Origin of the sequence: Psychromonas ossibalaenae ATCC BAA-1528 (assembly GCF_000381745.1) — a bacterium.
Taxonomy (GTDB): Bacteria; Pseudomonadota; Gammaproteobacteria; order Enterobacterales; family Psychromonadaceae; genus Psychromonas; species Psychromonas ossibalaenae.
The window spans coordinates 30,211-55,618 of record NZ_KB907000.1 but is presented as its reverse complement, the minus strand read 5'-3'; the positions used below and the strand labels follow the sequence as shown (position 1 = coordinate 55,618).

At 41.0% G+C, this 25,408-nt stretch carries 30 protein-coding genes; 21 read left to right on the top strand and 9 right to left on the bottom strand.

Translation table 11 applies throughout. From position 1 onward, the window contains the following. Positions 1 to 244 (bottom strand): transposase family protein (locus G327_RS26590; RefSeq protein ID WP_019614455.1); only part of this gene is annotated, 244 nt, incomplete at its 3' end. 83 nt (positions 245 to 327) lie between these two features. Between G327_RS26590 and G327_RS0115800 the strand changes: the two genes are divergently transcribed. Next, the gene (locus G327_RS0115800; protein WP_169337243.1) at positions 328 to 759 is read left to right on the top strand and encodes a P-loop nucleotide/nucleoside kinase family protein; all 432 of its coding nucleotides are present in this window, start codon (positions 328 to 330) and stop codon (positions 757 to 759) included. Positions 760 to 999: 240 nt separating this feature from the next. On the opposite strand, the gene G327_RS27205 is transcribed toward G327_RS0115800, so the two are convergent. Both G327_RS27205 and G327_RS0115790 read right to left on the bottom strand, forming a co-directional pair. After that, positions 1,000 to 1,152 (bottom strand): type II toxin-antitoxin system YafQ family toxin, encoded by a 153-nt coding sequence (locus G327_RS27205; RefSeq protein WP_211217242.1) that lies wholly within the window; start codon positions 1,150 to 1,152, stop codon positions 1,000 to 1,002. 102 nt (positions 1,153 to 1,254) lie between these two features. Next, on the bottom strand, positions 1,255 to 1,539 hold the full coding sequence (locus G327_RS0115790; protein WP_019615770.1) for a type II toxin-antitoxin system RelB/DinJ family antitoxin: 285 nt from the start codon (positions 1,537 to 1,539) through the stop codon (positions 1,255 to 1,257). Positions 1,540 to 1,855: 316 nt separating this feature from the next. Between G327_RS0115790 and G327_RS0115785 the strand changes: the two genes are divergently transcribed. Further along, the gene (locus tag G327_RS0115785; RefSeq protein ID WP_019615769.1) at positions 1,856 to 2,176 is read left to right on the top strand and encodes a DUF3024 domain-containing protein; all 321 of its coding nucleotides are present in this window, start codon (positions 1,856 to 1,858) and stop codon (positions 2,174 to 2,176) included. Positions 2,177 to 2,312: 136 nt separating this feature from the next. After that, on the top strand, positions 2,313 to 3,194 hold the full coding sequence (locus G327_RS0115780) for an aminoglycoside phosphotransferase APH(3') (protein WP_033298457.1): 882 nt from the start codon (positions 2,313 to 2,315) through the stop codon (positions 3,192 to 3,194). A 235-nt stretch (positions 3,195 to 3,429) separates the two neighbouring features. Here G327_RS0115780 and G327_RS0115775 read toward each other — a convergent pair whose 3' ends face one another. After that, the gene (locus G327_RS0115775) at positions 3,430 to 4,233 is read right to left on the bottom strand and encodes a hypothetical protein (protein ID WP_019615767.1); all 804 of its coding nucleotides are present in this window, start codon (positions 4,231 to 4,233) and stop codon (positions 3,430 to 3,432) included. Between the two features lie 194 nt (positions 4,234 to 4,427). After that, the gene (locus G327_RS0115770; protein WP_019615766.1) at positions 4,428 to 4,871 is read right to left on the bottom strand and encodes a MarR family winged helix-turn-helix transcriptional regulator; all 444 of its coding nucleotides are present in this window, start codon (positions 4,869 to 4,871) and stop codon (positions 4,428 to 4,430) included. A 96-nt stretch (positions 4,872 to 4,967) separates the two neighbouring features. Here G327_RS0115770 and G327_RS0115765 point away from each other — a divergent pair, with 96 nt between their 5' ends. The 13 genes from G327_RS0115765 (at position 4,968) to G327_RS26900 (ending at position 15,976) form a co-directional block, all read left to right on the top strand. Then, positions 4,968 to 5,435 (top strand): hypothetical protein, encoded by a 468-nt coding sequence (locus tag G327_RS0115765; protein ID WP_019615765.1) that lies wholly within the window; start codon positions 4,968 to 4,970, stop codon positions 5,433 to 5,435. Between the two features lie 52 nt (positions 5,436 to 5,487). Continuing rightward, positions 5,488 to 5,979: a DUF1993 family protein gene (locus G327_RS0115760; protein ID WP_019615764.1), complete on the top strand. Its 492-nt coding sequence runs from the start codon at positions 5,488 to 5,490 to the stop codon at positions 5,977 to 5,979. A gap of 133 nt (positions 5,980 to 6,112) precedes the next feature. Then, positions 6,113 to 6,520 (top strand): GNAT family N-acetyltransferase, encoded by a 408-nt coding sequence (locus tag G327_RS0115755; RefSeq protein ID WP_019615763.1) that lies wholly within the window; start codon positions 6,113 to 6,115, stop codon positions 6,518 to 6,520. Between the two features lie 94 nt (positions 6,521 to 6,614). Then, on the top strand, positions 6,615 to 6,980 hold the full coding sequence (locus G327_RS0115750; RefSeq protein WP_019615762.1) for an MmcQ/YjbR family DNA-binding protein: 366 nt from the start codon (positions 6,615 to 6,617) through the stop codon (positions 6,978 to 6,980). A gap of 494 nt (positions 6,981 to 7,474) precedes the next feature. After that, positions 7,475 to 12,502 carry a diguanylate cyclase gene (locus G327_RS0115745; RefSeq protein WP_019615761.1) on the top strand — a complete coding sequence of 1,676 codons (5,028 nt, stop codon included), beginning with the start codon at positions 7,475 to 7,477 and terminating at the stop codon, positions 12,500 to 12,502. 73 nt (positions 12,503 to 12,575) lie between these two features. Then, entirely contained in the window at positions 12,576 to 12,794 is a 219-nt protein-coding gene (locus G327_RS0115740; RefSeq protein ID WP_019615760.1) for a hypothetical protein, read from the top strand. 53 nt (positions 12,795 to 12,847) lie between these two features. After that, positions 12,848 to 12,985 carry a hypothetical protein gene (locus G327_RS26905; RefSeq protein WP_157601167.1) on the top strand — a complete coding sequence of 46 codons (138 nt, stop codon included), beginning with the start codon at positions 12,848 to 12,850 and terminating at the stop codon, positions 12,983 to 12,985. A gap of 9 nt (positions 12,986 to 12,994) precedes the next feature. Next, complete coding sequence (locus G327_RS0115730) at positions 12,995 to 13,249, top strand: DUF3574 domain-containing protein (protein ID WP_281167237.1); 255 nt, start codon at positions 12,995 to 12,997, stop codon at positions 13,247 to 13,249. A 357-nt stretch (positions 13,250 to 13,606) separates the two neighbouring features. Beyond that, a complete protein-coding gene (locus G327_RS0115725; RefSeq protein WP_211217241.1) occupies positions 13,607 to 14,494 on the top strand; it encodes a DMT family transporter in 888 nt (295 codons plus the stop codon). Positions 14,495 to 14,563: 69 nt separating this feature from the next. Further along, positions 14,564 to 14,995 (top strand): hypothetical protein, encoded by a 432-nt coding sequence (locus G327_RS0115720; RefSeq protein WP_019615758.1) that lies wholly within the window; start codon positions 14,564 to 14,566, stop codon positions 14,993 to 14,995. Between the two features lie 197 nt (positions 14,996 to 15,192). Beyond that, positions 15,193 to 15,420 (top strand): hypothetical protein, encoded by a 228-nt coding sequence (locus G327_RS0115715; protein ID WP_019615757.1) that lies wholly within the window; start codon positions 15,193 to 15,195, stop codon positions 15,418 to 15,420. A gap of 71 nt (positions 15,421 to 15,491) precedes the next feature. After that, complete coding sequence (locus tag G327_RS0115710; RefSeq protein ID WP_026339392.1) at positions 15,492 to 15,782, top strand: ssr3402 family protein; 291 nt, start codon at positions 15,492 to 15,494, stop codon at positions 15,780 to 15,782. A 44-nt stretch (positions 15,783 to 15,826) separates the two neighbouring features. After that, on the top strand, positions 15,827 to 15,976 hold the full coding sequence (locus G327_RS26900) for a hypothetical protein (protein ID WP_019615755.1): 150 nt from the start codon (positions 15,827 to 15,829) through the stop codon (positions 15,974 to 15,976). Here G327_RS26900 and G327_RS0115700 read toward each other — a convergent pair. The 3 genes from G327_RS0115700 to G327_RS0115685 form a co-directional block, all read right to left on the bottom strand. Further along, positions 15,973 to 16,506 (bottom strand): hypothetical protein, encoded by a 534-nt coding sequence (locus G327_RS0115700; protein WP_019615754.1) that lies wholly within the window; start codon positions 16,504 to 16,506, stop codon positions 15,973 to 15,975. The two genes, G327_RS26900 and G327_RS0115700, sit on opposite strands and share 4 nt — an antisense overlap. 118 nt (positions 16,507 to 16,624) lie before the next feature. After that, entirely contained in the window at positions 16,625 to 18,460 is a 1,836-nt protein-coding gene (locus G327_RS0115695) for a glycosyl hydrolase family 28-related protein (RefSeq protein WP_019615753.1), read from the bottom strand. A gap of 236 nt (positions 18,461 to 18,696) precedes the next feature. Further along, positions 18,697 to 19,146: a MarR family winged helix-turn-helix transcriptional regulator gene (locus G327_RS0115685; RefSeq protein ID WP_019615751.1), complete on the bottom strand. Its 450-nt coding sequence runs from the start codon at positions 19,144 to 19,146 to the stop codon at positions 18,697 to 18,699. 236 nt (positions 19,147 to 19,382) lie between these two features. Between G327_RS0115685 and G327_RS0115675 the strand changes: the two genes are divergently transcribed. After that, positions 19,383 to 20,393 (top strand): Acg family FMN-binding oxidoreductase, encoded by a 1,011-nt coding sequence (locus tag G327_RS0115675; RefSeq protein ID WP_019615749.1) that lies wholly within the window; start codon positions 19,383 to 19,385, stop codon positions 20,391 to 20,393. A gap of 357 nt (positions 20,394 to 20,750) precedes the next feature. Beyond that, on the top strand, positions 20,751 to 21,647 hold the full coding sequence (locus tag G327_RS0115670) for a hypothetical protein (RefSeq protein WP_019615748.1): 897 nt from the start codon (positions 20,751 to 20,753) through the stop codon (positions 21,645 to 21,647). A 94-nt stretch (positions 21,648 to 21,741) separates the two neighbouring features. Here G327_RS0115670 and lrp read toward each other — a convergent pair whose 3' ends face one another. Beyond that, positions 21,742 to 22,206: a leucine-responsive transcriptional regulator Lrp gene (gene lrp, locus G327_RS0115665; protein ID WP_019615747.1), complete on the bottom strand. Its 465-nt coding sequence runs from the start codon at positions 22,204 to 22,206 to the stop codon at positions 21,742 to 21,744. A gap of 175 nt (positions 22,207 to 22,381) precedes the next feature. On the opposite strand from lrp, the gene ald reads away from it, so the two are divergent. From ald to G327_RS0115650, 3 genes are all read left to right on the top strand, one after another. Continuing rightward, positions 22,382 to 23,536, top strand: coding sequence for an alanine dehydrogenase (gene ald, locus G327_RS0115660; RefSeq protein ID WP_019615746.1), 1,155 nt, complete (start codon positions 22,382 to 22,384; stop codon positions 23,534 to 23,536). A gap of 442 nt (positions 23,537 to 23,978) precedes the next feature. Continuing rightward, complete coding sequence (locus G327_RS0115655; protein WP_019615745.1) at positions 23,979 to 24,296, top strand: hypothetical protein; 318 nt, start codon at positions 23,979 to 23,981, stop codon at positions 24,294 to 24,296. Positions 24,297 to 24,455: 159 nt separating this feature from the next. Beyond that, complete coding sequence (locus G327_RS0115650; RefSeq protein WP_019615744.1) at positions 24,456 to 25,247, top strand: substrate-binding periplasmic protein; 792 nt, start codon at positions 24,456 to 24,458, stop codon at positions 25,245 to 25,247. The last annotated feature ends 161 nt before the right edge of the window (positions 25,248 to 25,408 follow it).

The following is a 25,408-nucleotide window of genomic DNA, read 5'->3' as shown; positions in this document are numbered from 1 at the left end:
CTTTTAAACGACAGATAACACGAGCAATAGTGTCATGCCGAGGTATCCCGGATTCAAAAGGACGATATTGACGAAGCCAATCAAGCTTTATATGGCCGAAGTTTTCAATATCCTCCCAGCCTTCAGAGCCAGACATAACGGCACTAATAGCGAGTAAAAGAATATCGAGTAAATTATGTTTCTTACATCGTTCAATACGAGGGTCTGAGATGGAATCGAAGTATTTCAAAAAAGTAGCGCTCATTATTATCACCAAATAGCTAATTGTTAGTATATGGTGATCAGATCGCTAGTTGGAGGAAAAGTTCAATTTATAATGATCTTGCCGTGCTTGAAGTGGAAAGAAGGGCAATTCGGTTCAGTAAGGATCAGTGGATAGTTTCGCTTTATGGAAGAGGCCTATCCATGGGGGGATGGAGTGATGCTGAAGAAAAAGTGTATGGAGCCCTAGCCCAAATTGCGAGCAAACTGCTAGTGCAAGGAATAGATGTAATTTTAGACTATGGATTTTGGTACAAACGTGAGCGTACTGCTGCCATGAACTTAGCGTCTTCTGTTGGAGCGGCGGCAATCATACACTTTCTCGATACACCGGAAGCACTTCGGCGGGAGCGTATACTGGTTCGTAATAAAGCTTTGGATACTGACTCTGTTGAGATCTCTATCCAAGAGTTCGATAAGCAGCTTGATTGGTTTGAAAAACCATCTGAATCTGAGGGCTTACAAGTCGAAGTCATCCTTGACAAGCATGAAATATAGCAACAACATCGCCAAACCTATGCGCTGTTGTTTGCGGCGTTGAGGCTGTAGAATTTCTCTAAAAAGAGCGTTTTTCGCTCTTTTTCTAATTTTATTTGATTGTATAAAAAACGTACTTTATTGTGCTGATCGTCTGTGATCTAATGGTTATTATTCGCCTAGAGTGAAATGTAATGGCCAATTACAAACCTGGCTGAAAATGAGTAATTCTACAGCCTCGTTATGTGCAAGTTATCCTAGCTAGAATACGTCGTTATGCGAACCGATACGTGCCAATTGCAATGTGGTTTCATTAGCTCGGTAGATTAACACTAAATCCGGCTTAACGTGGCAATCCCTAAACCCATTCCAGTTACCAGATAGAGGGGGATCTACATACTTAGCCTCTAGTATTAATCCTTTTGAAGTGTTGAAATTACGTTGCCAACTTCAATGATATCGGGGATTAGCATTTTAGTTATTTTTTTGAAGTCCTTTTTAAACTGGTTTGAGTATTCAAGAGTTAACATTGTTTACTTTGCCCTCAGTTAATTCTGAAATTAGGCTAGTAACACTTTCTGCTTTATTACCTTTTCCTTGTGACAGCTCGAGAATCGCACTTGCAGTCACATCGTTAGGTTGTTTTGCTTTAAGCTCGAAGGGAATGCCACCATAATTAATTACTGCACGAGCAAATAACTTGATTGCTTGTGATGGGCTTAATCCAACTTCATCACAAATGTGTGTGAAAGCTAATTTGGTATCATGGTCAATGCGAGTTGTTAGCATTTCTGTTTTCATAATATTGTCCATTGAGTCTATTTGTAATACATTGCAGTACAAACGTAAGCATTTGCACATAAGTTGCTTAAACGGACGTGGAATAGTTGGCTCACGCTCGTTCCTCGCAAGTTTAGCCAACTGTTCCACGCCGCTTACAAGACAATTAAATCGGACAAAAAACAGTTGGCTTTTGTTCGTGCCTCACAAATCATAGCCAACAATATTTTGCGCCTTAACAGAGGCGTATGCTGCTTTAGGCATGAGTCAATAATCTAGTATGCAATTATAGGAATATATGGCATTTACAAAATCGGAATGAAATGAATTCGAGCATTTGGTTTATGAGCTTATCGAAAACCGAAAAGAACAAGCCATTAAAAATGGTTTTGATTTAGGCTGCAAATTTAACAATCAAAGTACCGAGTTGTTCGAGATTCATCCTAGTACCCATAATGAACAAGGCTTTTTTAACTTGTCAGTTGCAAAACTCACATTTATTAGGACTAAGGATATATGGAAAATATTCTGGATGAGAGGCAGTTTAAAATGGCAAGGGTATGGAAGAAGTCCAGAGGCGAGAAAATTGAATGAAGCATTATTTGTTGTAAATGAAGATGCAGACGGGTGTTTTTGGAAGCTATCATCTGCAACATAAGTGCGTCATGCGGGAATTTTATTCGCTGGCGGTTCCCGCCAAAACGCTCATAAAATACCCATACGCAAGCGTATATGTGCTCAAGCAGAATTTCATATACAATCCACTGTTCATAGAAATTAGCGAAAGGCGACCCATGCTTATAGATACGACACTTGTTAAAAAATTGGTTGATAAGCAATTTCCCCAGTGGTCTTCGGAAGGTATATCACCAGTTGAGAAGTCAGGCTGGGACAATAGAACATTTCACTTGGGTAAAAATATGCTGGTACGACTTCCCAGTTCAGACGATTATGTTTCCCAAGTAGAAAAAGAGCAAAGGTGGCTTCCTGAACTAGCAAAAGTAGCGTCACTCCCAATACCGAGGCCTGTAGCCAAAGGAATATCCAGTACAGATTTTCCGAGACCGTGGTCTGTTTACGAGTGGATAGAAGGTGAAACTATTCTTAATAAATGTCCTAAGGATTTAGACTCTATCGCTTATGATTTAGCAGAGTTCTTAAACTCACTGGATAAGGCTGATACGGAAGGAGCGCCTCTGGCGGGAAAACATAATTTCTATAGAGGCTGCTCACTCAATAATTACGAAAAAGACATTTACAAATCATTAGAAGTTTTGAAAAACGAGATCGATACAGAAACCGTTATAGCCGTTTGGGATAAAGCAAGTGAGCATGAATGGTCTCAGCCTTCTGTATGGTTCCATGGGGATATGAGTTTGGGAAATATCTTGGTCAAAGATGGTAAGTTATCGGCTATTATAGATTTCGGATGCAGTGCCGTTGGCGATCCAGCTTGTGACTTGGCAATTGCATGGACTTTGTTCGAGGGCAATAGTCGCAGGATTTTCGAAGAAAAAAGAAATGTTGATGCTTACACATGGAATAGAGGTCGGGGCTGGGCTTTATGGAAAGCCTTGATTATATGGTCAGGCATAGACTCAAACCAAAGCGACAGAAATAAAGTCGAACAAATTGTTCGTGAAATTGTAATAGACCATCAACTCCAACTTGGCTAGTCCGAGGCAGCCCGCACATAACAAATGCATCGTAGGGACTGCCGCCTTCGGCAGCAGTCCACATGCAGGCGTTGATGCATCTTGCAGGGTGTAAGTCCCTGTCAGGTAAGGTTTAACCAACTACCTATATGGAGTGTTACGCCGATGCTATTTGCTTGATACAGTTCATGCAGTTTGAGACGAAATAAGCTCATATTTTACATCATGTTTACAGAGCGGTGCACTGTGTTCCCGTTTAAATCAGTTGTTTCTGTAAGTTTAAATCGAGCAGATACTGCACTTTTTCCGGCTCTTTATCTATTTGTTTTGCGGCTTGTTTATAAAGACTTCGTAAATATTTTTTAAGGTGTTTCATCGCCTGTTTATGCGGGATGTTTTTTAATTTACAAAATAGTGCAAATGCAAACACGACTTTATCTTCAGTTAAGCTTGCGCTGCGATTTGCTTGGGCATTATAACAACTGCCGCAGCCGCCTCGGTAGGTATAGGCTGAATTACACATCATCACACCAAACCCCATAAAGACGGCAAGTACTTCACTGCTTTCTACAAGTAGATTAGCACCACCTGGTGGTAACTGTTGTGACTGTACGATCAGATGTTGCGCAAAGTGACTGGTAAAAGTTGCCGCAAGATCTTCCGGTTTGCCTGTTTGATGTCTGTTATAGGTTAATACGATAGGCTGAGGTGAAACTAACTTCGTTAAATTATTGTTTTGTGAGTTGCGTTTTAGTGCACCTTCAATGCTATCCAGCGCCATTAATTCTGCTGTTTGATTCGTATATTGCTCCGGGTGCTGCAGCTGCAGAGGCCAATGTTGTAACCCTGCATATTTTACGCAGCATTCAAACACGGTTTGAGCTAAAGCTTGATGACTGTCTACCTGCCCTTTGAAAAACTGATCCGTTGGTTGAATCAATCGGCTGCGTTGAAAAAATTCGTCTTTATCAAAATGAATGAGCGCCCAGTGAAAAGTACTAAATATCCATTGGCTTTCATCGTCATTTAGTAATGGTTTACTTGCAAATAATGTGAACATAAAGCTTCTTATTTTGTTTGTCAGAATGATAGCTGAGAAGGTAATTATTGCGTATATCTTACCTTTACGATGCCCGGCAGCAAAGCGCTAATCTCGCTATTTCTCATTGTCTGTGAATGTTGTTTCTCATATTAAGGGAACAAAAACAGCTTGTTTTGTTTGTGCTTTACAAACTTTAGCGTCTTAACACGACATTATGGTTCGAATTGTCGGGAGACATCTTTCAGAACCGACAGGGTAGTTTGCAGATCCTTTTTGCTGAAATTTAGTGAATTGTCTTTTGCCCATCTAACTTGTTTTTTATCAAGTTTAGCGTAAATATCCATGCCGCTGTCGCTAAGGCTGATTAGTCTGGCTTTTTTATGTACAGGGTTCGCTCTAAACTCAAGCAGCCCCTCCTTGCTGATTACATCCACTAACCGTTGAACAGCCTGTCTGCTTAACCCCATGGTTTTAGCTATTTGAGAGACTGTTTGCGGAGAATCTGCTAGAGCAATAGCACCTAATACTTTCCAGCGAGCGCTCGTAGTTCCATATTCTTTGGATAGTTGATCTCCTTCGCTAATGAGTAGTCCTCCTAACTTAAAAATCTCTAATATTACATTTGTAAATACTTCACTTTTATCAGCTTTACTCATAGTAACTGAACTCCAAGTTGGCAATATGTTGTCAATTGTAGCTTGGGTGATCTATTATGACAATGTGTTGTCACATTTGTTTGAAGGAGCAGAGTAATGAAAAAAGTAATTCACTTGGTTGGAGCGTTATCGGCTACGCTGTGTATTCTCGTTTTTTTTACGTCGACCGTATTAGTAGAAGTATTCGGTTCAATAGAAGCTGTGGCGAAAGTAAAAGAGCTGGTCGTATTTCCTGGATTATTTATTTTGGTTCCCAGTATTGCCGCAACGGGAGCAACAGGTTTTGCGTTAGGAAAAAATAGAAAAGGAAAACTGGTAAAGAGAAAAATGAAAAAAATGCCGGTCATTGCGCTAAATGGTATTCTGATCTTGATGCCGTCAGCTGTTTATCTGAACATATTAGCTTCATCCGGTACGTTTGATACAAGTTTCTATATAGTGCAAGGGGTTGAGCTAATTGCCGGGGGCATTAACCTGGTTCTAATGGCAATGAACATGAAAGATGGACTGAGAATGTCAGGTAAACTGCGCCCCTATAATAAAGCCAATCAATCAAGCAGTTAACAGCTCTCAGATTATCATTGATGAGTAGGCATTGCATGTTTTAGAGGAAATAATGAAAAATAATATCAAAGGATTGTTTCAACATTACCTATTGCAGTTAGATGTGATAGCAGCAAAAATCCCCCCGGAGAAGTTTTCCCTCGCGTTATCTGAAGATATGTTTTCGCTGGAAATGAATGCCAAAATTGCTGCGAATTTTGTATTGAGGGGCTATTGCCCGCTTTTGGATCAAGAGGTGGTTTCATTTTTCGAAGATAATACGGGCAAAGAAGCGGTAAAAAAACAACTTGCCGAAACAATGAAGTATCTTAATGAAATGCCGGATATCAAAGTGTTTGATGATAAAAAGCTTATAAAGGATAAAGCTGGTACTTCAGACATTGAGTTGTGCCAGTCACAGTACATTTATCAATATATATTCCCCAATTTCTTGTTTCACATAAGTATGGTTTATGCGATAGCAAAAACCAATGGTGTGGCGCTGAGTAAAGAGGACTATGATGGAATTCATTCATATCCACAGGGTTTTTCCTTGGTGAAATAGTCTTGATAAAGTCGTCAATGTGCTTTATTAAGTTTTTATATTTTTCAGTGTATTAGGTGATGATTTGTATTTCGTTGTGTTAGTGGTAAATGTGTTATGGTGTTAGATATCAAAAGTAGGCATTGGGTATTTTATGAAGTTAGCAGTCAGTTTAAATGATGTAATTGAAGAATCAGAAGTGCTTGAGCTTTACAGAGCTAATAAATGGTCAGCCGCAGAGAAGCCTGTGGAACTAATGGCTGCATTACAAAATTCTCATTCTCTCGTTACAGCTCGTTATGGTAATAAATTAGTGGGTTTAGGTAATGCAGTTTCAGATGGTCATTTGGTTGTGTATTACCCGCATATGCTTGTTCATCCTGAATACCATGGTAAAGGTATCGGCAGCAGAATGATGCAGGCGCTGCAGACAAAATATGCTTCATTTCACCAGCAAATGTTAACTGCCGATGGAGACGCGATTGATTTTTATAAAGCGCTGGGATTTGAGCGGGCCGGTAAAACCGAGTCTATGTGGATTTACTCCGGTAATGAGCACTAAATGCACAAGAACCCGTTAAAGTCCGACTAAATATAATTTAGGGTATCCAGACCTTCTGGATCTGCTGATGTTATGCTTCAAGAGGAGTAATCGTGTGACTTATGATGAATATAATGCGTTTTGTCTTTCACTGCCGGCGACGACATATGTAGTTCAATGGAACAACTCCCATGTCTGGAAAGTGGGCGGTAAAGTTTTCGCGATTGGTGGTTTGGGAGAGAATGATAAACCGGCTTTTATCTTTAAAACATCGGAGCTTAATTATTATTTTTTAAGTGAAATAGCGGGTTATAAACCAGCCCCTTATTTTGCCTCTCGAGGAATGAAGTGGATACAGCACTATGACAGCTCAGAACAAACAGATGAAGATTTAGTGTATTACCTTAAAGAGTCTCATCGGATTGTTTCCCTGGGGCTTACCAAGAAAAAGCAGAGAGAGCTTGGTTTAAATCAGGAATAACAGCGGCAGAGCAGGATGCATAACAATCAATCTGACAGGGTATTTGCATACAGCCGCTGGCTAAATTCAATATTCAGCTATTGAAGTAACAGCTGAGGTTACAAGCGCAGATTTTAATAATTATCCCGAAATGATTTTGAAGGAATTCCTCCGCAGTTTTTCTAGTTTTACCATTCAACAAATAAATCCCAAAAGGGATGGTTAATTTTCATGGCTAATTTAAAGCAGAAAACTAGTTCTGAATTAAATGTAACCAGAGAACACATAAGGGTAAACAGCCCTTAATAAGTCTTGTGATCTATTCTTATCCGTTAGTTGTAATGCATTCCCTGAGCAGGTTTAAAAACTGTGGTTAATGACAATAATTTTATCACTTTACGATACCTGTAACAAAAAAGGGTGGTTAACATAGTGTTATGTTTCTTATTTTGTCACAATAAAATAATAGGATTGTAATATATTGATCAGTTAAAATTTCAGGGAGGAAATCAGCCGTGCAGCTTGAAGATTACTCACAGATTCAGCAAAAATATAAAAGCCAGCAGTACATTGTTTTTAATGCGCTGCGCAGTCAAGACAACCTTTCAGTCAGCATAAAAACCTCTGCACAAGCGTTCCCAACTCCGCGTCAGGCAGCATGCTTAAGTCGTGAGTATGAGATATTAAGTGCCGTTGAAGGAAAAGGTATTCAATCGGCTTTAGCATTTATCGAAACGAATAACTCTGCCGCACTGATAACGAAAAGGGCAGAAGGTATTTCGCTGAAAGAGTATGAAAAGCTGTCTAGTATCGATCTGTTAACTGCTCTTAAAATCAGCCTAAGTGTAACAGAGATAGTTGCGGATATTCATCGTCAGTCATTTTGTCACCGGGATCTGTCTCCTAATAACATCATTATAAATCCTGAAAATGAACAAGTGACCATTATTGATTTCGGTTGTGCTTTAGAGTTTCCCCACAGTGCAAGGGCGATGATTAAACCACTCTTTATTGAGGGTAGTCTTGCTTATATGTCGCCTGAACAAACAGGCAGAATGAACCGCGGGCTTGATTACCGTACTGATTTTTATTCCCTTGGGGTGGTGCTTTATGAGCTGCTGGGCAAAAAACTGCCTTTTACTGCAAATGACTCCAATGAATTAATTCACTGTCATATTGCATTACATCCTCGGCCCCTCTGCGAGCTTGACCCTGCTATTCCTCAAGTTTTATCGGATATTGTTGCAAAGTTAATGAGCAAAGATGCCGCGGATCGTTACCAAAGTGCGCAGGGTTTACACTCTGATCTTAGTAAATGTCTGCAGCAATATGAATTAAACAGGCAGATAGAAGCTTTTCCGCTGGCAGCTGATGATCTGCAGGATCGCTTTATTATCCCTGAAAAACTCTACGGCCGCAGCGTAGAAACTAACAAACTGTTCGATACTTTTGCCAGGGTGAGTAACGGTTGCGGGCACTTTGCTTTTGTCGCGGGCCATTCGGGCGCGGGTAAAACCTCTTTAATTAAGGAGCTTTACAGTGTAGTGACAGCAGAGGGTGGTTATATTGCAGCCGGAAAATTTGATCAGTTTCTGCGTCATCAGCCTTATTCAGCCTTCATTCAAGCTTTATCTGCCCTGTTTAGACAGATAATGGAGGAAAGTGACGACAAAATAGCCAGCTGGAAAAAGACAGTCTTGAATGGTATTGGTGTTAACGGGCAGGTTTTGATCGAAGTTATTCCTGAACTGCAGCTGCTTATCGGAGCACAACCGGCTGTTGCTGAACTTAGTACGGAAGAGCAGTCTATACGTTTTAATACTGCTTTTCTTAATCTGTTATCGAGTTTGGGGGACTGCCGTTATCCATTATTAATATTTATGGATGATCTGCAGTGGGTTGACGGCGCAAGTCTGTCTCTGCTTGAAGCGTTAGCGCCGTATATAGAACAGAAATCACTGTTTATTATTTCCGCTTACCGCAGCAATGAAGTACAGAGCAGCCATCCTTTATTACTGTCAATGCCGATACTGCAGGCTGCAACTCGAAATATTGTCTCGATTGAGTTAGCTGAGCTGGATGCTTCTGTTCTTGCTCAGTTAGTAAAAGACACGCTGCCGTTATCTCGAGATGATGCAGACCGGTTAAACCATTTACTGTTTGAGAAGACCCATGGTAATCCGTTGTTTTTCAAAACCATGTTTAATACTTTGTATAACGATCGACATATTTTCTTTGATTACGATCTGAACTCATGGAGCTGGAACCGCAAAACAATTGAAGACCTGCCCTGTGCTGAGAATGTCATTGATATGCTCCAGGGTAATATTAATAAGCTGCCGCTGCAAAGTGTAAAACTGCTGCAGCTGGCGGGCTGTATCGGCAATCTCTTTGATTTAGCAATGCTGAGTAACGTAGCTGAATTATCACGAGCGAAGGCTGCGAGCTCACTTTTACCAGCTGTTTCTGCGGGGTTAATTCAACCACTGCATGATGATTTTGAACTACTGACGGTAGAGCAGGCAGTGCAGATGCCAAGCATGTTATTTCGTTTTGCACATGATCGTATTCAACAAGCTGCATACGATATGCTGTCAAAAGACAGGCAGGCAGGTCTACACTGGATTATTGGTAACCTGCAGCTCAGAAATATAGAAAAAAGCGGATCTGAGGATCAATTATTCAGCGCTGTGGCACATTTAAATCAGGGGGATTGTTTTTGTCCGGCTCAAGAAACAGATGAGCTGATTAAATTGAACCTTAAAGCCGCAGTAAAAGCGAAAAAATCAGCTGCCTTTAATGTTGCTAAAGCCTGTTTAACACACGGCGCAAAACTGCTCGGTGAAAACTGCTGGCAGATAAACCACGAATTAGCAATGCAGCTTCACTTAGAGTTAGCAGAAGCCTGCTATCTAACTTCACAGTTTGAAAATGCAGAGAACCTCTATCAGATCATCAGGGATAACCTCAAAAAAGACCAGGATAAGCTCAAGCTGTGTAATATGCAGGCTAAGCAGTATCATCATCAAGGCCAATATCAAAAATCAGTTAATCTTGAATATCAGGCACTGCAGTTATTAGGCTTTGATTTACCAACTGATCAGCAGGCGCTGATGCAGATCTTTTCTCAGGAGCAGCTGAAAATTGAGAAGCTTCTTCTGGAGAAGGATTTTGATATTTTATATCAGCAGCAGGAAGTGACGGATGCTGATTTTATTCTCACCCATGAATTATTATTTGATACGTTCGTAGATGCTTATCTTCTGGGTAACGGGCCTCTGCTCTCTGCCGCAGCTGCTATCAGCACCAGATTATCGATGGAAAAAGGTAACTGCTCCGTTACGTCTGTGGGTTATGTTAACTATGCGACTATTTTATGCTCCAGTGGTTCATACCGCGAAGGACACGCCGTCGGGCGCCTTGCTATGCGCTTAGCAGATAAATACCAGAATCCATGCATGAAAAATTATACCTATCATGTCTTTTCTCTGGGTATTAATCACTGGTTAAAACCACTTAAAAGCAGTCACGGATACTGGCACGAAGCATCTAAGCTTTCAATGGAGTCCGGCTCTCCCTATGCCGGCTGGGTATTTCTGCAGTTAGCGCATGTTCTGTTCGCATCGGGAGCACCTCTAGACGAAGTTGAAAAACAGGCTCAAGAGAGTTTGTTATATCTCACTAATGCAAAACTTGATGATATTGTGCACTTACTGAAACTGATCGTAATACAGCCGTTGAAGCATTTAAAAGGTGAAACGGTTAGTTTTAACAGTTTAGACTCTGCTGATTTTTGCAGCCGGACTCTTCTCGAAGATTATCAGGAAAATCCATTCTTTTATGGTCATTGTGTTTATTCAATGCTCCGCTCATCATTATTAGCAAGAGATATTCAGCCGCTTGCTGTTATCAATAAATGGCTGCCTGTTATTGAAGCCACTGTGCAGGCACAAATCATTCAAATAGACGCCAGTTTGTATGCGGTCCTGCATCTTACCGCTGCTTATCCAGCATTAGACGAGCAGGCCAAAATAGAATATAAAGCCGCTATTGATTTTCATCTTAATCGATTTGCGCAGTGGGCTGAGTTATGCCCCGAGAATTTCCACCATAAATACCTGTTGATCAAAGCCGAAGTCGCCGCTATTGAAAAAGAGAGTTTAAGCGCGATTGAACTTTATGAACAGGCGCGGGAATTGGCATTAGACTCCGGTTTTCTGCTGGATGCTGCACTTACCGATGAATTAACGGCACTGTTCTGGAGTCAGCTGGCTAAACCCCATCTAACGAAGTTCCGTATGGAACGCGCTATGGCGGTATATCAGAGCTGGGGGGCGTCAGGTAAAATGAAGTGCTTAACAGATCAGTATCCGGATTATTTCCGGACAGCTCCTGCATTAGCAGACAGCCAGGCAACAGTGAGCAGTTCTCTCGGTACTGAAGACTTTTCCAATATACTTGATCTTGCCTCTGTAATTAAAGCTTCACAGGCTGTTTCGAAGCATATTGATGTTGATAAATTAACTGTTGAACTTTTAAACCTGGCAATTGAAAACGTCGGCGCGACAAGAGGAGTGCTGCTGTTAAAAGAGAAGCAGCAGTTTATTGTTAAACGCCTGGTCGATAAAATGGATATAAATGCTAAAAATGAAGAGCAGGATTTAGCATTTAATAAATCAAAATATCTGTCACCAGCGGTAGTTAATTATGTGATAAATTCTGGAAACAGCGTTGTATTTAACGATGATAGTAAAGATCAGCAGTTCAGCCGCTGTCATTATCTTAATACACATAAAATAAAATCAATCTGCTGTGTGCCGATTGTTAAGCAGAAAATATTAGTGGGCCTGCTCTATCTCGAACATTCACAATTAACTTATGCCTTTAAATCTGACCGCATACAGCTGTTAAAAGTAATCGCATCACAGTCTGCTATCTCACTTGAAAATGCGCGTATTTATTATGAGTTAGAGCTGATGAATAAAAATCTTGAGCACCTTGTTAAAGAGAGAACGCAGGAACTTCAGCAGAAAAATAGAGAGCTTGAAACCCTTTCTATAACAGACCAACTGACCGGATTATCTAATCGACGGCATGTAGAAGAGCAGATCTCAATAGCGCTAAGCCGTTGTGAACGTTACGAACAGGAGATGTCATTGATTATGTTAGATATTGATCACTTCAAAGAGGTTAATGATAACTTTGGTCATGATGTCGGCGATGTTGTACTTGTTCATGTTGCTGATCTTCTTAAACAAAATACCCGTAATGTTGATTTAGCCGGGCGCTGGGGCGGTGAAGAATTTATTATCCTTTTACAAACAGACAGTCGCGGTGCGTTAGCGAATGCAGAAAAGTTACGCGACAAAATGCACTGCGAAAAGATCGGCAGTGTGGGGACTGTTACTGCCAGTTTCGGCGTCACACAATATATCAGCGGCGACAGTATAACAAGCATGCTCAAACGTGTTGATATTGCTTTGTATAAAGCCAAAACAAACGGAAGAAACCGCGTTGCAGAGGTGGTTAACAGTTTAATATAAAAAATATAGGAAAAGAGCAAAGAATGGATTCGTTAATAAAGACGGTTTACAGGGTAATTGTTTAAAGTCAGCTTTGCTGGTTGTTACTAGTCATACTCAGTTAGACGGGGGTGATCAGAAAACAGTTTTTTGGTTTGAAGGGTTAGCCATCCCTTTATGGGCTTCTATGATGCTTAACCCGTTTCCTGTTGCATTTTTTTACTGGCGTGATCACTATGGTGTGCAGTGGGAGATGGAAGGCGGCAGAAAAAGAGGCTATCTACGCGGTATTTTACCATGCTGGAAGATATAGAGTCGACGTGTGATACGTCGGCTTCTGTACCAGCAACTACTATTGGAATTATAATGAAAAATAACAAAACTGGTCGTTTTTTGCTGATCATGATGTTCATACTGCTGCCTAAATTATCATTCGCAGACAACGCTTTTAGTGTACAGCTCTATTTTGGCCAGTCTATTCCAGGCGGCGGCTCTGTATCATAACAACAGTGGCTGCATTTTATGAAAAAGACAATTACAGCCTCATTTGAGGGATTTAATGTTGTAGATTCAACCGGTTTTTATAAAGGTAAAGCAGAGCACTCAAAAATAGTCACCATTATAATTGATGAAAATGAATTAGAGAAAGTGGTTAAACTTGCGCAATTTTATGCGGCAGAATTTCAGCAGGGCTCTGTGATGATGATAAAACAGCCGATAGTGCAATGGGACTTTATTGAACCTAAGAAGGTAGTGACTGCTGAGTAAGTTATTCAGTGCTAATCGGTATACAAGCATCTACAAGAAACATATGTTCTGGTAATAAGGCTGCTAAATGAACCGGCTTTTGCCGGGGTGGAAATATCTGCACTATCACTTACAGGAGGTAGTGCAAAGCTTTGCAGCCAGACTGCTCACAAGGGCAGTAAATACGAAGGATAGTTTAGCCATGGCGATACTCCTGCTTCACTTAAGTTTAGTTCTTAATAAGTCATCTCCTGCAGCCGAATCATCGCTTTCATTTCGGTGATTTGTTTTATAGAATCACGGATTCTACTCACCTCAAATTAATTAGTAATTATGCCTGCTCACTTTATAAACAATATCCCTGCCGGTGTCAGGTATATGCTGATATCAGCTTTTGCTTTTGCACTTATGACTAGCTGCGTTAAATTAGTTAGTACTTATGGTATTCCTGTTTTTGAAATCGTTGCAGCTAGAGCATTGGTTTCATTAGTCATTAGCTTTATAGACGTGAAAAGGAAAAAAATCTCAGTCTGGGGAAATAATAAAAAGCTGCTGATAGCAAGAGGGGCTGCTGGATCATTTGCTTTGATGTGTGTTTATTTTGCCGTAACTACTCTACCTTTAGCAGAGGCTACTATTCTTCAATATCTGCATCCTGTCTTTACGGCTGTTCTGGCGTTAGTCTTTCTTAGAGAAAGAGTTCAGCTGTCAACGGTAATTTGCATTATTTTTTGTATTGTAGGATTGTTTGTAATAGTAAGTCCGGGATTTACCTTTGAAAATGCAGCAGAACTACCTTTGCTTAGTGTTACGGCTGCGTTACTGGGCGCTTTCGGAAGCGCTGTTGCTTACGTCATTGTAAAACGCCTCAGCAGCAGTGAAGACAGTTCGGTTATTATTTTTTACTTTCCGCTTATTGCGTTGCCGCTATCTGTTTTCTTACTTGGCAGTGATTTTGTCATGCCGGATATGGAAGCGCTGCTGTTACTGCTGTTTGTTGGTATTTTTACTCAAGTAGGGCAGGTTGGCCTTACAAAAGCAATGCAGACTGAAGTGGCCAGTAAAGCGACCGCATATTCTTATGTTCAGGTGGTTTTTTCAATCATACTCGGCTGGTTATTCTTTAGTGAAATCCCGTCAGTCTGGACCTGGATAGGCGGTATTTTGATTATTGCCGGTGCTTTAATCAATGTTTTCGGCAGTAAAATTTTCAAGCAGTTAAAATTGAAACGAGCAGACTATAAGTCACTAAAATCAAACTCATAACAACTGGCTGAGTTTCACTTCACTACATTAACAGCCGCTGTTATCTGTTATTTAATGAGGTCTACACTAATGTATAAAAATATGCTCAGACTTGCTTTGCCTGCGATAATACTTAATTCTTCTTTTGCATACGCACAAGAAGAAGATTTTATTACAAGCTTTGTTGCTGGTAAGTATCTTTTAATCGGCCAGTCTCCTGACTCTGACAGTACATATAACGGCAAAGTCGAAATCTACACTGAAAATGACATCCTGAAAGTAAGCCGGATAATCAACGGCAAACGGACTGAAGCCAACGGAAGCATTGAACCGGCATTGAATGGAGATGCTCAAGTTCTTCGTATACGCTTTATGGAAAGTGGAATTAACTATGAGGAAACCTGCTTAATTCAAGCTGATTTAGACAACTATGCCCGCCTTAGTTGTCACTGGTATCAGTCGGGCGTCAAGACAGGGAAAGCTGGTTTAGAAGCTTTGTTTATTGATCATACGATAAAATAAACATGCCGCTGCGCTGGCTGGACAATAAGGCTTCAATTTGGGTCACCTTTTTTATAAATATTCTCTGCTCTAGGGGGATAAGGCTGTAGAGTTCGTATTTCAGCCGCAATAGTGCTCTAAGTTGTGGATTAAATCTACTGCTATTCTATTCGTATTGGATATATTGTATCTAACGCTCTATCTGCACAGGAGGAATCATGGACAACGTGGAAATTACAAAATATCAAGAAACACTTCTGAAAATCACAAAAATTATCGAAACTGAATGCGTGCAAGACGCAGGTAACCTATTAGCAGAGGGGTTTGTTTTACTTGGTGTCGGTAATAGTATTTTTGAAGACAGTGAAAGCCGTTTTGTTTATACCCTTGGTTTTCCTAAACCAATTGAAGAGCTTAGTGATTGGGCTCGTTCTAATTTTAAATAAACAAAACGCATCACAGGTGTATGCAGTGAGTCAGGCGGCTTCTTGAGGTGTTAGGTTACAGTGAGGTAAATATGAAAAGAATGATAGTGCTGTTATTTATTCTTTTATTATCAACAAATTCACCGGCGGCGTTACCGCCTCAATATCAAAACAGCAGAGATTTAGATGTGATAACTGCATTTATTAAAAAACATGAAAAAGTAATATCTACTTTAACATCAGTCGACTTTGAAAAATTTGTAATCTATTTCGAAGATGACTGTAAAGCTATTTTTGCTAGAAAAGAAATCCCTAAACCTTCAGGATGGGTTGGGCCGGCTGATCCTCTTGAGTTTAAGTTCTCAACATGCAGCCTGGATTAGTTATAATCCAGGCTGCAGTGTCAGTAAAAAACAAGGCGTTTTATATGAGTCTTAAATATCCTAATAGCTCTACAAATATAGCCAGAAACTGGATTTCATTTTCCGGTGCCAATGATGATCTATTTTATCTGCTGAAATATATGCGCTGTTTGATTTTGTGGTATAGAACTGTAGTCTCTGCCGAAGAAAGTTAACGAACATGTCTTTTAGACATCGTTAATTTCCCCTGCATCGCTTCACCTTTTGATTTATCCCATTCAGATTTAAGCAGAAGCTGTGTATTTCGTTCAATACGCAGCATCTGACGTGAAATATTATCAAAATCTCCCATGCTGAGCTGATTAACGACGCGGCTCATTGCACGGACTAACTTCGCATCTGGCTGGTTAATCGATTCATGCGGATTTATTCGCAACCTTACTTTTACTTTCAACTCATTTAAGCGGGAAACATGTTTGGAAAACAATTGTTCAATAAGCAGTTCATCTTTGAACTGACATTCATGTTGAATGCTGTAAACCAAGGCGCAGAACTCTGCAACCTCTTCGCGTAATGATTCGCGCCAAAGGCTGCGCTCGCGAGTAACATTTTCTAAAAATAACTTTTTACTGGCATTTTTATGCTCAAAGAGGTTTTTAAACAGACAGATAAGGAAGGTAACCGATAAACCGGCTGCAAACCATAACAGGTGAGAATCAAAAATAGTGCCTGAAAGTTGTTCCATAAGCCGACCTTTAATGTAAATATAATAGCTTCAAACTTACGTGTTAAATTAAATATAGCTGAATGTCGCTATTATTTTCCTTTGTTTTTCTGCGGCATAAATAAAAATGCTAAATTTGTTAATCAGGGCAGGTCGCTGTTGTTTTCTGCCTAGCTTTGATTTGCTTTAATTTAAGCATGCCGTTTAGGTAAGCCTGGTTTTGTGCCTGGTAAATATTTTGCGGGGATATTTCTGACGGTTTGATCACTTCCAGAAAAGCATTGTCAGGATGATAGGGGGCTGGTCTGTTACCTTCGCCGGCTTCGGGTTTACGTTGAATTTCCGTAGCGACCAGATTAATTTTGTGTTGTCCCCACTGCGGATATAATCCATTTTTACCATCTTCAGGCCAATAGGTTTTGCCCGGCTGTTCACTTTTAATATTCCAGTATGTGTTATAGGCGCCGGCATTGTAACCTTCAGCCGGATTACCTGTACTTTCCCACATACGCTCAGGGTTACCTAGGTTTAACTGCGTCCATACACTGTCATAAATCCCCTGGCGATGGTGGTCCATATTCATCTGCGGCGCACTGCCTCTTGTTACTACGCATCCGTGGCAGTTATTCATGGTTATATCATGTACAAAGCTTACTTCCAGGGTAAAATCTTTTAGCAGATGGTCTCGGCCTTTTAATGTAATGCCGTGATGGCCATAGGCATCATAACGCCGGCCTGCCGGGCCGGATCGCCGCGGAGTACGACTGCTTTTCAGCAGAACATTCTGGATGGTATTATTAAAGGTGTTTTTGTCTATTTCGATTCCATTATCGGCATTAATAATTTTTACATCCCGTACCCAGCTGTTATCACTCATTATTTCAACAGCACCTTGTCCCTCCGTTCCAAAGTGCTTTAGCCAAGAGGTCTCGGGTAGGTCGATAGTGAGATTTTCGAGCCCTATCTGCTCAGTGTCCCAGGAGGTTATAATATCTCTTACTGCAATGCGTGCACCTCCATTGCGCATCTCAGCAGAAGTGGAGAAACGCAGCGGGCGATCCAGTATCAAGGTTTGATTATCTTCACAAATGTTAACCACAAACTGTTGTGATACCAGGCTGCCGCCTGTTGTACTTCCAGGCGGAGAAAAATCACTACCGCCATAGACGGCCGCGGCCAATAACGGCGTATCTGAATTTTTACCGTATCCCATCGGCTGTGCTAAACGGATACGATAATTCTGATTAATAATGTTTTCTTTTAAGTCTGCCTTAAGCGGTCTGGCTAGACGTAGGATAAAATCCCCCCGCTGCGGTAACGCACTAAAATCTACTGACGCGCTGTAGCCCGGATCCCACTGGCGCCAGTTTACACCAGACTTTAAGCTGTGTTTTTTATCCAAGCCTCCCCCGAGCACAATCAATTTGCGGCGCTTTTTATCATCGCCCAGCGCATCGGGATCATTAACAAGACCGGTGGTGAACCGCAGCACAGACTTGTCTCGACCTGCGCCGCGTAAAACCAGGCCGGAGGTGCTGAGGTGCAGCTGTTTGTCTAAATTGTATATGCCTCCCGGGATATACAGGACACCCGGGTTATCGGTACTCACTAGAGACGCCGCATATGTCAGAGCATTTTGAAATGCTCTGCTGTTGGCCGCGCTGTCCTTTTGGGGAGATGCCCCGAAATCAGTAACGACATTAGCAACAATACGTGTATAGCTTGGAAGAGCCGCACCTTCGCCATAACCTGCTAATGCGACAAAGGGCAGTCTGGAATCCGGAAGCCATAATTCCCCCTGTTTGCCCCATAGGCTGGAATATACAGTTTGAGATGGAGCCGCCGAGCCTTGTTTGTCACGGTCAGTATTGTTTAGCTGATCACCGAGCAAACTATTCTCCTCACGATTAGCAACACAGGCTGACAGTGCTAATATCAGAAAAAAAATAATAAATCGATTAAATGGGGGGCGCATTAAAACCTTCTTATTAAATACCTTGGTGTGCCGGAGATAATATACGCGATGTTGTTTGAACTACACTGTTTTATTTTGGCTGTTTTAATGGGTAACAGCCCAAGTCATGAGATACATATCGGGTCACTGACTGAATTGACAATAAATCAGTTATTTATCAACCCGTCAGATTAATATCTTTAATCGTCTGCAGCAGATAAGCATTTGCCTGCTGCTGTTTAATATAAGCTGTCAGTTTATAAGCGGTTTTCATCCAGCCATTTCATCAGTTTTTCACTGCATGTCAGCAGCTGCTGCAGTTCTTGATCCTGCCAGTCGGCAAAACATAAACTGATATCGGGCTGAAGTTTGTTCATAATCTCCGAGCATAAATGCAGTCCCTGCCTGGTGATCGTTAAGTGGCGTTTGCGTTTATCAAATTCATCCACGGCTGCGCTAAGTGCAGATTTTTCTATTAAGCTTGCTGTCAGTTTAGTGATGCCGGGCTGATTCATCTCCATCACCTCGGCTAATTCCGAGACAGTCCAGCTGCGTTCAGGTTTATGGCTAAAATGACTTAGCAGGGCAAACTCTGAGCTGTTAACAGCAAAGTTTTTAAACAGCTTACTGGTGCGGGTAGTCATTAACTGCTGAATGATCCCCTGCAGCATAATGATCCGTCTTTCATTTTGCCGGCGTGAATCCACAGCATTCTCCAAAAAGTAGGTTGACAAACATTCCAAGGAATACTAATTTATATTCTGTGGAATGTATATTGATTATAGGAGATAATTATGAAACGTCGTAGTTTTATTCGTTTGATGGGTTTAGGTATGGCCGGTGTCACGTTAACCAGCACCTTAAGCAGTTGTTCGGCAGGGGATGAAAATTAGATTACGGCTGGAACGGCCCGAACGAAAGTGAGACGGATATTCGTTTAAAGGTGCTTGCATACGCCATACTTGCTCCTAATCCGCATAATATTCAACCCTGGTTGATAAAATTAAATGATCAATACAGCTTTGATCTGTTTGTGGATCAACAACGGTTATTGCCTGAAACAGATCCCTTTGCACGGCAGATCCATATCGGTCAGGGCTGTTTCTTAGAAACACTAACTATTGCCGCCACGGCTTATGGTTTCAAAGCTGAAATAGACTACTTTCCGCAAGGTGAGTACAGCAACCGCGTAATTGAAAGTCTGCCGGTCGCTAGGGTCGTGTTGACAAAAAGTGATGATGTAAAAACAGATCCTTTGTTTGTGCAATTACTTAAACGTCAGTCTAATAAACGTGAATACGATAACAGCCGTTTAAACCCGGCACAAAAATCTCAGCTGCAGGCATTAGCAGATACCACACAAAGCAGTTTTACGCTGGTAGACTCCGAGCCGGACGGCCAGTATCTGCAGCGGGTATTAACCGAGGCAATGGCCGTTGAATCAGGGCATAAAGCCCGCGATTTAGAAACCATTAACATGTTCCGCTTTAACGATCAGGAGGTGCAGAAGTTTAGAGACGGGTTTGGGCTGGAGCATGCAGGTGTGAGCGGTATTAAAAAAATAATGCTGGAAAGTTTCTTTTTAGATCGCGAAAAAACGCAGAAAGATCCTTCAGAATTTGCTAAGCAAAGCGTGGATATTACCCGTTCTATCAGTGCCTCAACCAGCAGTTTTGCCTGGATAACCACAAAAGGTAACAGTCGTCTGCAGCAGGTGAAAGCTGGACGTGATTACTGCCGTTTAAATTTAACTACCGCTGCAATGGGGCTGGCGCAGCATCCCATGAGTCAGGTGTTAGAAGAGTATGAAGATATGCTTGATTTACAGCAGCAGTTTAAACAGCATTTTCAGATTAAGGAGCATCATACAGTGCAGATGTTAGTGCGTTTAGGTAAAGCGGAAAAAACCGTACATACCCCGAGGCGTTTAGTCAGCAGCTTAGTATTGGGATAAGCTGTATCTTTTAAGCCATCCATATAAAGAGTCACTATAAATCTGCAGCTTGGAGATGCACATGTTCGCAAGTGCAATTGTAAACTGCTTTTGACGACTCTTTATATTTCAATCAATTTTAGTAAATATTATGCCGTTAGTTAAATGTTTTAGCCTTGAGTAATTAGTGGTGGTAAATATTCACAGACTGCAGTTTTACACTATTTTTTACCTGAATCATCAAAATTCACTTTTTATCACTTTTTCTCACTTTTAAGTATTGTCTTTGTGGTGTTAGTTTTGCGCTGTCGGTCGTTTGTCGATCATTCACTGGTTGTTTGTTAACCACTTGTTATTCGAAATTTTAAGGTAATAAAAATGAATCCATTTAAAAATACTGCCATTGCATCTGCCATCACTTTAAGCTTTATATCCTTGCCGTCATATTCAAATAGTCTTTATATGGTTAGTGCTAACTATAGTGGAAATACTGTAAGCCAGCTTTCATTAGAAACAAATACCCTTAATGAATTGTTTGTATTAGATAGTGCGTCAGCAATCGATGAAGCGAATGGTACTTTATATACCCTCGTTACTACTCCCGGTTTGGCTTCAATTTATACTTCAGACTTAAATGGAGATGATTTTCAGTTCTATAACCAGCTACATATACAGAGCTCGCAGATAAAAGTTGATGCACAAACTGAAGATATCTATATGAGTTCAACATTGAATGGCTGGATTGCTATTGTCCCTGAGCCGGGAGTGACAGGTGGTGAAGATGATATTATTTTTGATCCGATCAGTGAAGAGTGCTGGGGACATTGTATGCTAGAAGCGATGGCAATATCGCAAACGGAACAAAAGTTATATTACAGTAGTAGACTAGGTGAAGAAGCAATAATAGAGAGTGTGAACCTAGGAGATCATGTAAGTGTAAGCGGTGAAGTCGTGCTTACCGTTGAAGATGGTTTTAAACCGAGTGAATATATGCCGGCTAAGGATATGGAATATGACGAGAAAAAAAGTACTCTTTATTGGTCTAATGACAATTATATTCAAAAGTTAAACGTTGATAATGGAAAGGTAAAAGACTTATATGAAATCAGTGCGGGAAGGATTAGTGCAATGACTGTTGATTTTGAAGGAAAGAAAATATACTGGGCAGAAAATGAAGAGCTGTACTCTTCAAACTTAGAAGGAAAGAATATAAGACTTGTTTTGACTCATGATGAAAACATAATCTCTCTCGCGGCGGTTAGTGAGGAAAAATAGACCCTGTAAATAATCGATGGCGATGGGCTGAAAGCTTCTCGCTATCGATACCCCTGGGCTTATACGCTGATATGTCTTATTTTCATTAATGTAGTCAACTTGGAATATTAATAGAGGTTAAATATTTAACCTCTTCCATTACCACATAGGTACGCGAATCTTTTATATCAGGCAGTGCCAGCAGGGTCTGGCTTAATACCTTACGGTACGCCGACATGTCTGCCACTCGAGTTTTTACCAAATAATCAAAATCTCCGGATACCATATGACATTCTAAAATATTATCCAGCTGATTAGCCGCTGCATTAAAACGCTCGAAAACGTCAGCGCTGGAGCGGTTAAGCTTGATTTCAACATACACCAGCAGAGAAGCATCTAAATATTTAGGGTCAATCAGTGCGGTATAAGATTTTATTACCCCTTTTTTTTCCAGGCGTTTAACACGCTCTATACAGGGAGTAGGACTCAAGCCGACTTTTTCAGCTAATGCCACATTAGATATGCGGCCGTTTTTCTGTAGTTCACGCAAAATATTGCGGTCAATCTTATCTAGTGTCATGTGTCACAAAACTCCAGGTAGGCAGTGTAATTAACTGCTTGTTATATTTTTGTTAGTGATATGTTCTAATGTATCTTTAAATGAGATAAAAATACAGTCAAAAAATCTAAGCCAAAGCTTTTATACTTTCAGCACGTAATAAAGACATCTCATCAATCAATGAAAGGAAATAGTTATGCTTATCGGAGTACCTAAAGAAATAAAAAACCATGAGTATCGTGTTGGTATGGTTCCAGCTAGTGTTCGTGAACTGATTCACAACGGCCATGAAGTGATTGTTGAAGTAAATGCCGGTATCGGCATCGGTTTTACCGATCAAGATTATATTTCCGTCGGTGCTGCAATTGAAAAAGATGCACAAAGTATTTTTGCTAAAGCCGATATGATTGTGAAGGTAAAAGAGCCGCAGGCTGTAGAGCGTGCCATGCTGCGTGAAGGACAAATTCTGTTTACTTATCTGCATTTAGCGCCGGATCCTGCACAAACACAGGATTTGATTGATTCAAAAGCTGTGTGTATTGCTTATGAAACGGTGACGGATGCAAACGGCGGACTGCCGCTGCTGGCTCCTATGTCTGAAGTTGCTGGTCGTATGGCCATTCAGGCCGGTGCGCAGGCGTTAGAGAAATCAAATCAGGGCTGCGGCATGCTCCTGGGCGGCGTACCGGGTGTTGAACCTGCTAAAGTAGTGGTTGTCGGCGGCGGTATGGTTGGTAATAATGCCGCGCAGATGGCGGTGGGCCTTGGTGCTGACGTGACTATTTTAGATCGTAATATTGATACACTGCGTAATCTCAATATTCAGTTTGCTAATACAGCTAAAGTTCTTTATTCAACCGCTGCGACATTAGAAAAAGAAGTACTTGCAGCTGATCTTGTGATTGGAGGTGTGCTTATACCGGGCGCCGCCGCGCCGAAACTTATCACTAAAGAGCATATTGCCAAGATGAAACCAGGTTCAGCGATTGTGGATGTTGCCATTGATCAGGGCGGATGCATTGAAACTTCTTATGCTACAACGCACCAGGATCCTACTTACATTGTGGATGAAGTGGTGCATTACTGTGTTGCTAATATGCCGGGAGCCGTGCCTAGAACATCAACTTTTGCGCTTAACAACGCCACACTGCCGTATATTATTAAGCTGGCAAATGAGGGCTACCAGAAAGCGCTTAGCAGTGACAAAGGTTTCTTAGACGGACTGAATGTTATTAACGGCAAAGTAACCTGTGAAAGTGTTGCTCAAGCGCTCAATATGGAATATGTTGCGCCGGAAATAGCGCTTGCTCAGGAACTGGGTTATGCGAAATCGGAAGCTGCGGTTGCATAAATTTTCAATTGACTGATAAAAGGGAAAGCTCTGTGCTTTCCCTTTTTTGTGCTCAAATATCAAGCCGACAGGAGTTCATTTTCTGTGTTTATCCTCTGTTTTACGTTCTATCCCTGCATTCTTTGCAGATCATTCTGTATTATCCGTTCAATATTTTCACACAGTGCCTGTTATTAAGCACACAGCTTCTATAGTTAGAATATATAGAATGCTGAGGTGGATGATGAGAACAGCAAAACATTCAAGACGGTTTAAGCGATTTATGAAAGATATTTCAGCCCATACTCCGATTCTTCGATTATTGATACGATTGAATACAACCTTGAACAGTTAAACGATCTGTCTATTGACGAGCTGGATTTATTCAAGGAAACCGTTGATACACTGAGCGTTCATGTGAACGTATTAAGCAGAAACAAAGTGAGTAATATGAGGTACTGATATGGATAATATAATTCCATTTCCCACTGATCCCGGAAATTTTCAAGCGGTAAGGCAGTTAATTTCTCAGGTAGGCTGTAAAGCGGGGCTGTCTGCAGAGATGATCACTCATGTGACTGAAGAGTATCATGAATATTATGACCAGCTTTTTGTCAGAGAAAACCGGGCGCCGGAGCTGCCGGATGGTTTAGGTATTCATCAGGCGCCGCTGGAGGCACAGTTCAAAGCGCTGCAGGAGCAGCATAACCAGCAGATCCGTCATGCCTGCCACCTTATTCTCGGCCTGTTAATAAAGGAACAGTTAAGTTCGGTCCGCTGAATCAAGCAGGCTGTGTTTATAAAGGCAGGTCAAACGTCAGGGAAATTAAGATGATATCTGAGCAGGATAACGCCTATACTGAAAACAGACATGATTATGTTTGTGGATAGTGATTCACTAGTGATCTAGTTTTTATCCAGAGGACTGTCCGGTGTACCAATGATGAAGATATTTCAGTGTATTACAACCGTAATTTTATCTATTTTCGTACCCTGTATATTACAGGCGGCAGATCGTGAAATAGAGCTGGTACGTGTTTGTGACGATAGCGGTGAATGGCCGCCTTTTATTCATTATCAGTCTAGAGATGCAGATAAAGGTGTCGCTGTTGTCGGCTATTCTGTGGATGTTATTGAGGCTGTTTTTGCTGAAAATAACATACAATTCAGTGTTGACCTGATCCCCTGGAAACGCTGTCTGCGAGAGGTTGAACTGGGCGAGTACGACATGCTTCTAAACGCCTCTTCTAATGATGATCGGGCCAGAAAATATTACCTTTCTTCAAGTTATTATGCGGTAACTCCGTATTATTTTTATTCTAAGAAACATAATCCTGATGGATTAACTATCCGCAGTCGGGCTGATTTGAGTAAATACAGGGTAGGCTGCATTATCGGATATAATTATGACTACTGGGGAATAAAAACGGTTGAAGTGGATCGAGATGCAAATGATTATGCACATCTTATCGGTAAACTTCATCGAAACAGGGTCGATCTTTTTGTGGAAAACATGGAAGTAATTGCCGGTTTTTCACTCATAGGGCAGAATTTTATCGATGATCCTGATTTGGGTTATAGACCGTTTCCCGAGGCGCTGCCAACTCCGTTTCATATGATGTTTACCCGAAACGAGCGTGGCCAGAAGCTGATGCGGCTGGTCAATAAAACACTTGCTGAGATGCAGAAATCGGGTCAACTGCAGGAATTTCTGAAAAAATATTTCCCATAATACTGCTGATATCTCTTATTTCACAGCCCTCTAAACTTACCTATTGCTATATTAGTAAATCTTACTTTTGATATATTCAGCGAATTAGTTGAAAGTTGAAATCTTTGCTAAGAAAATTTCGACATTAATCTGTTTTTTAAGGATTTGTTTAGTTTTTGCTG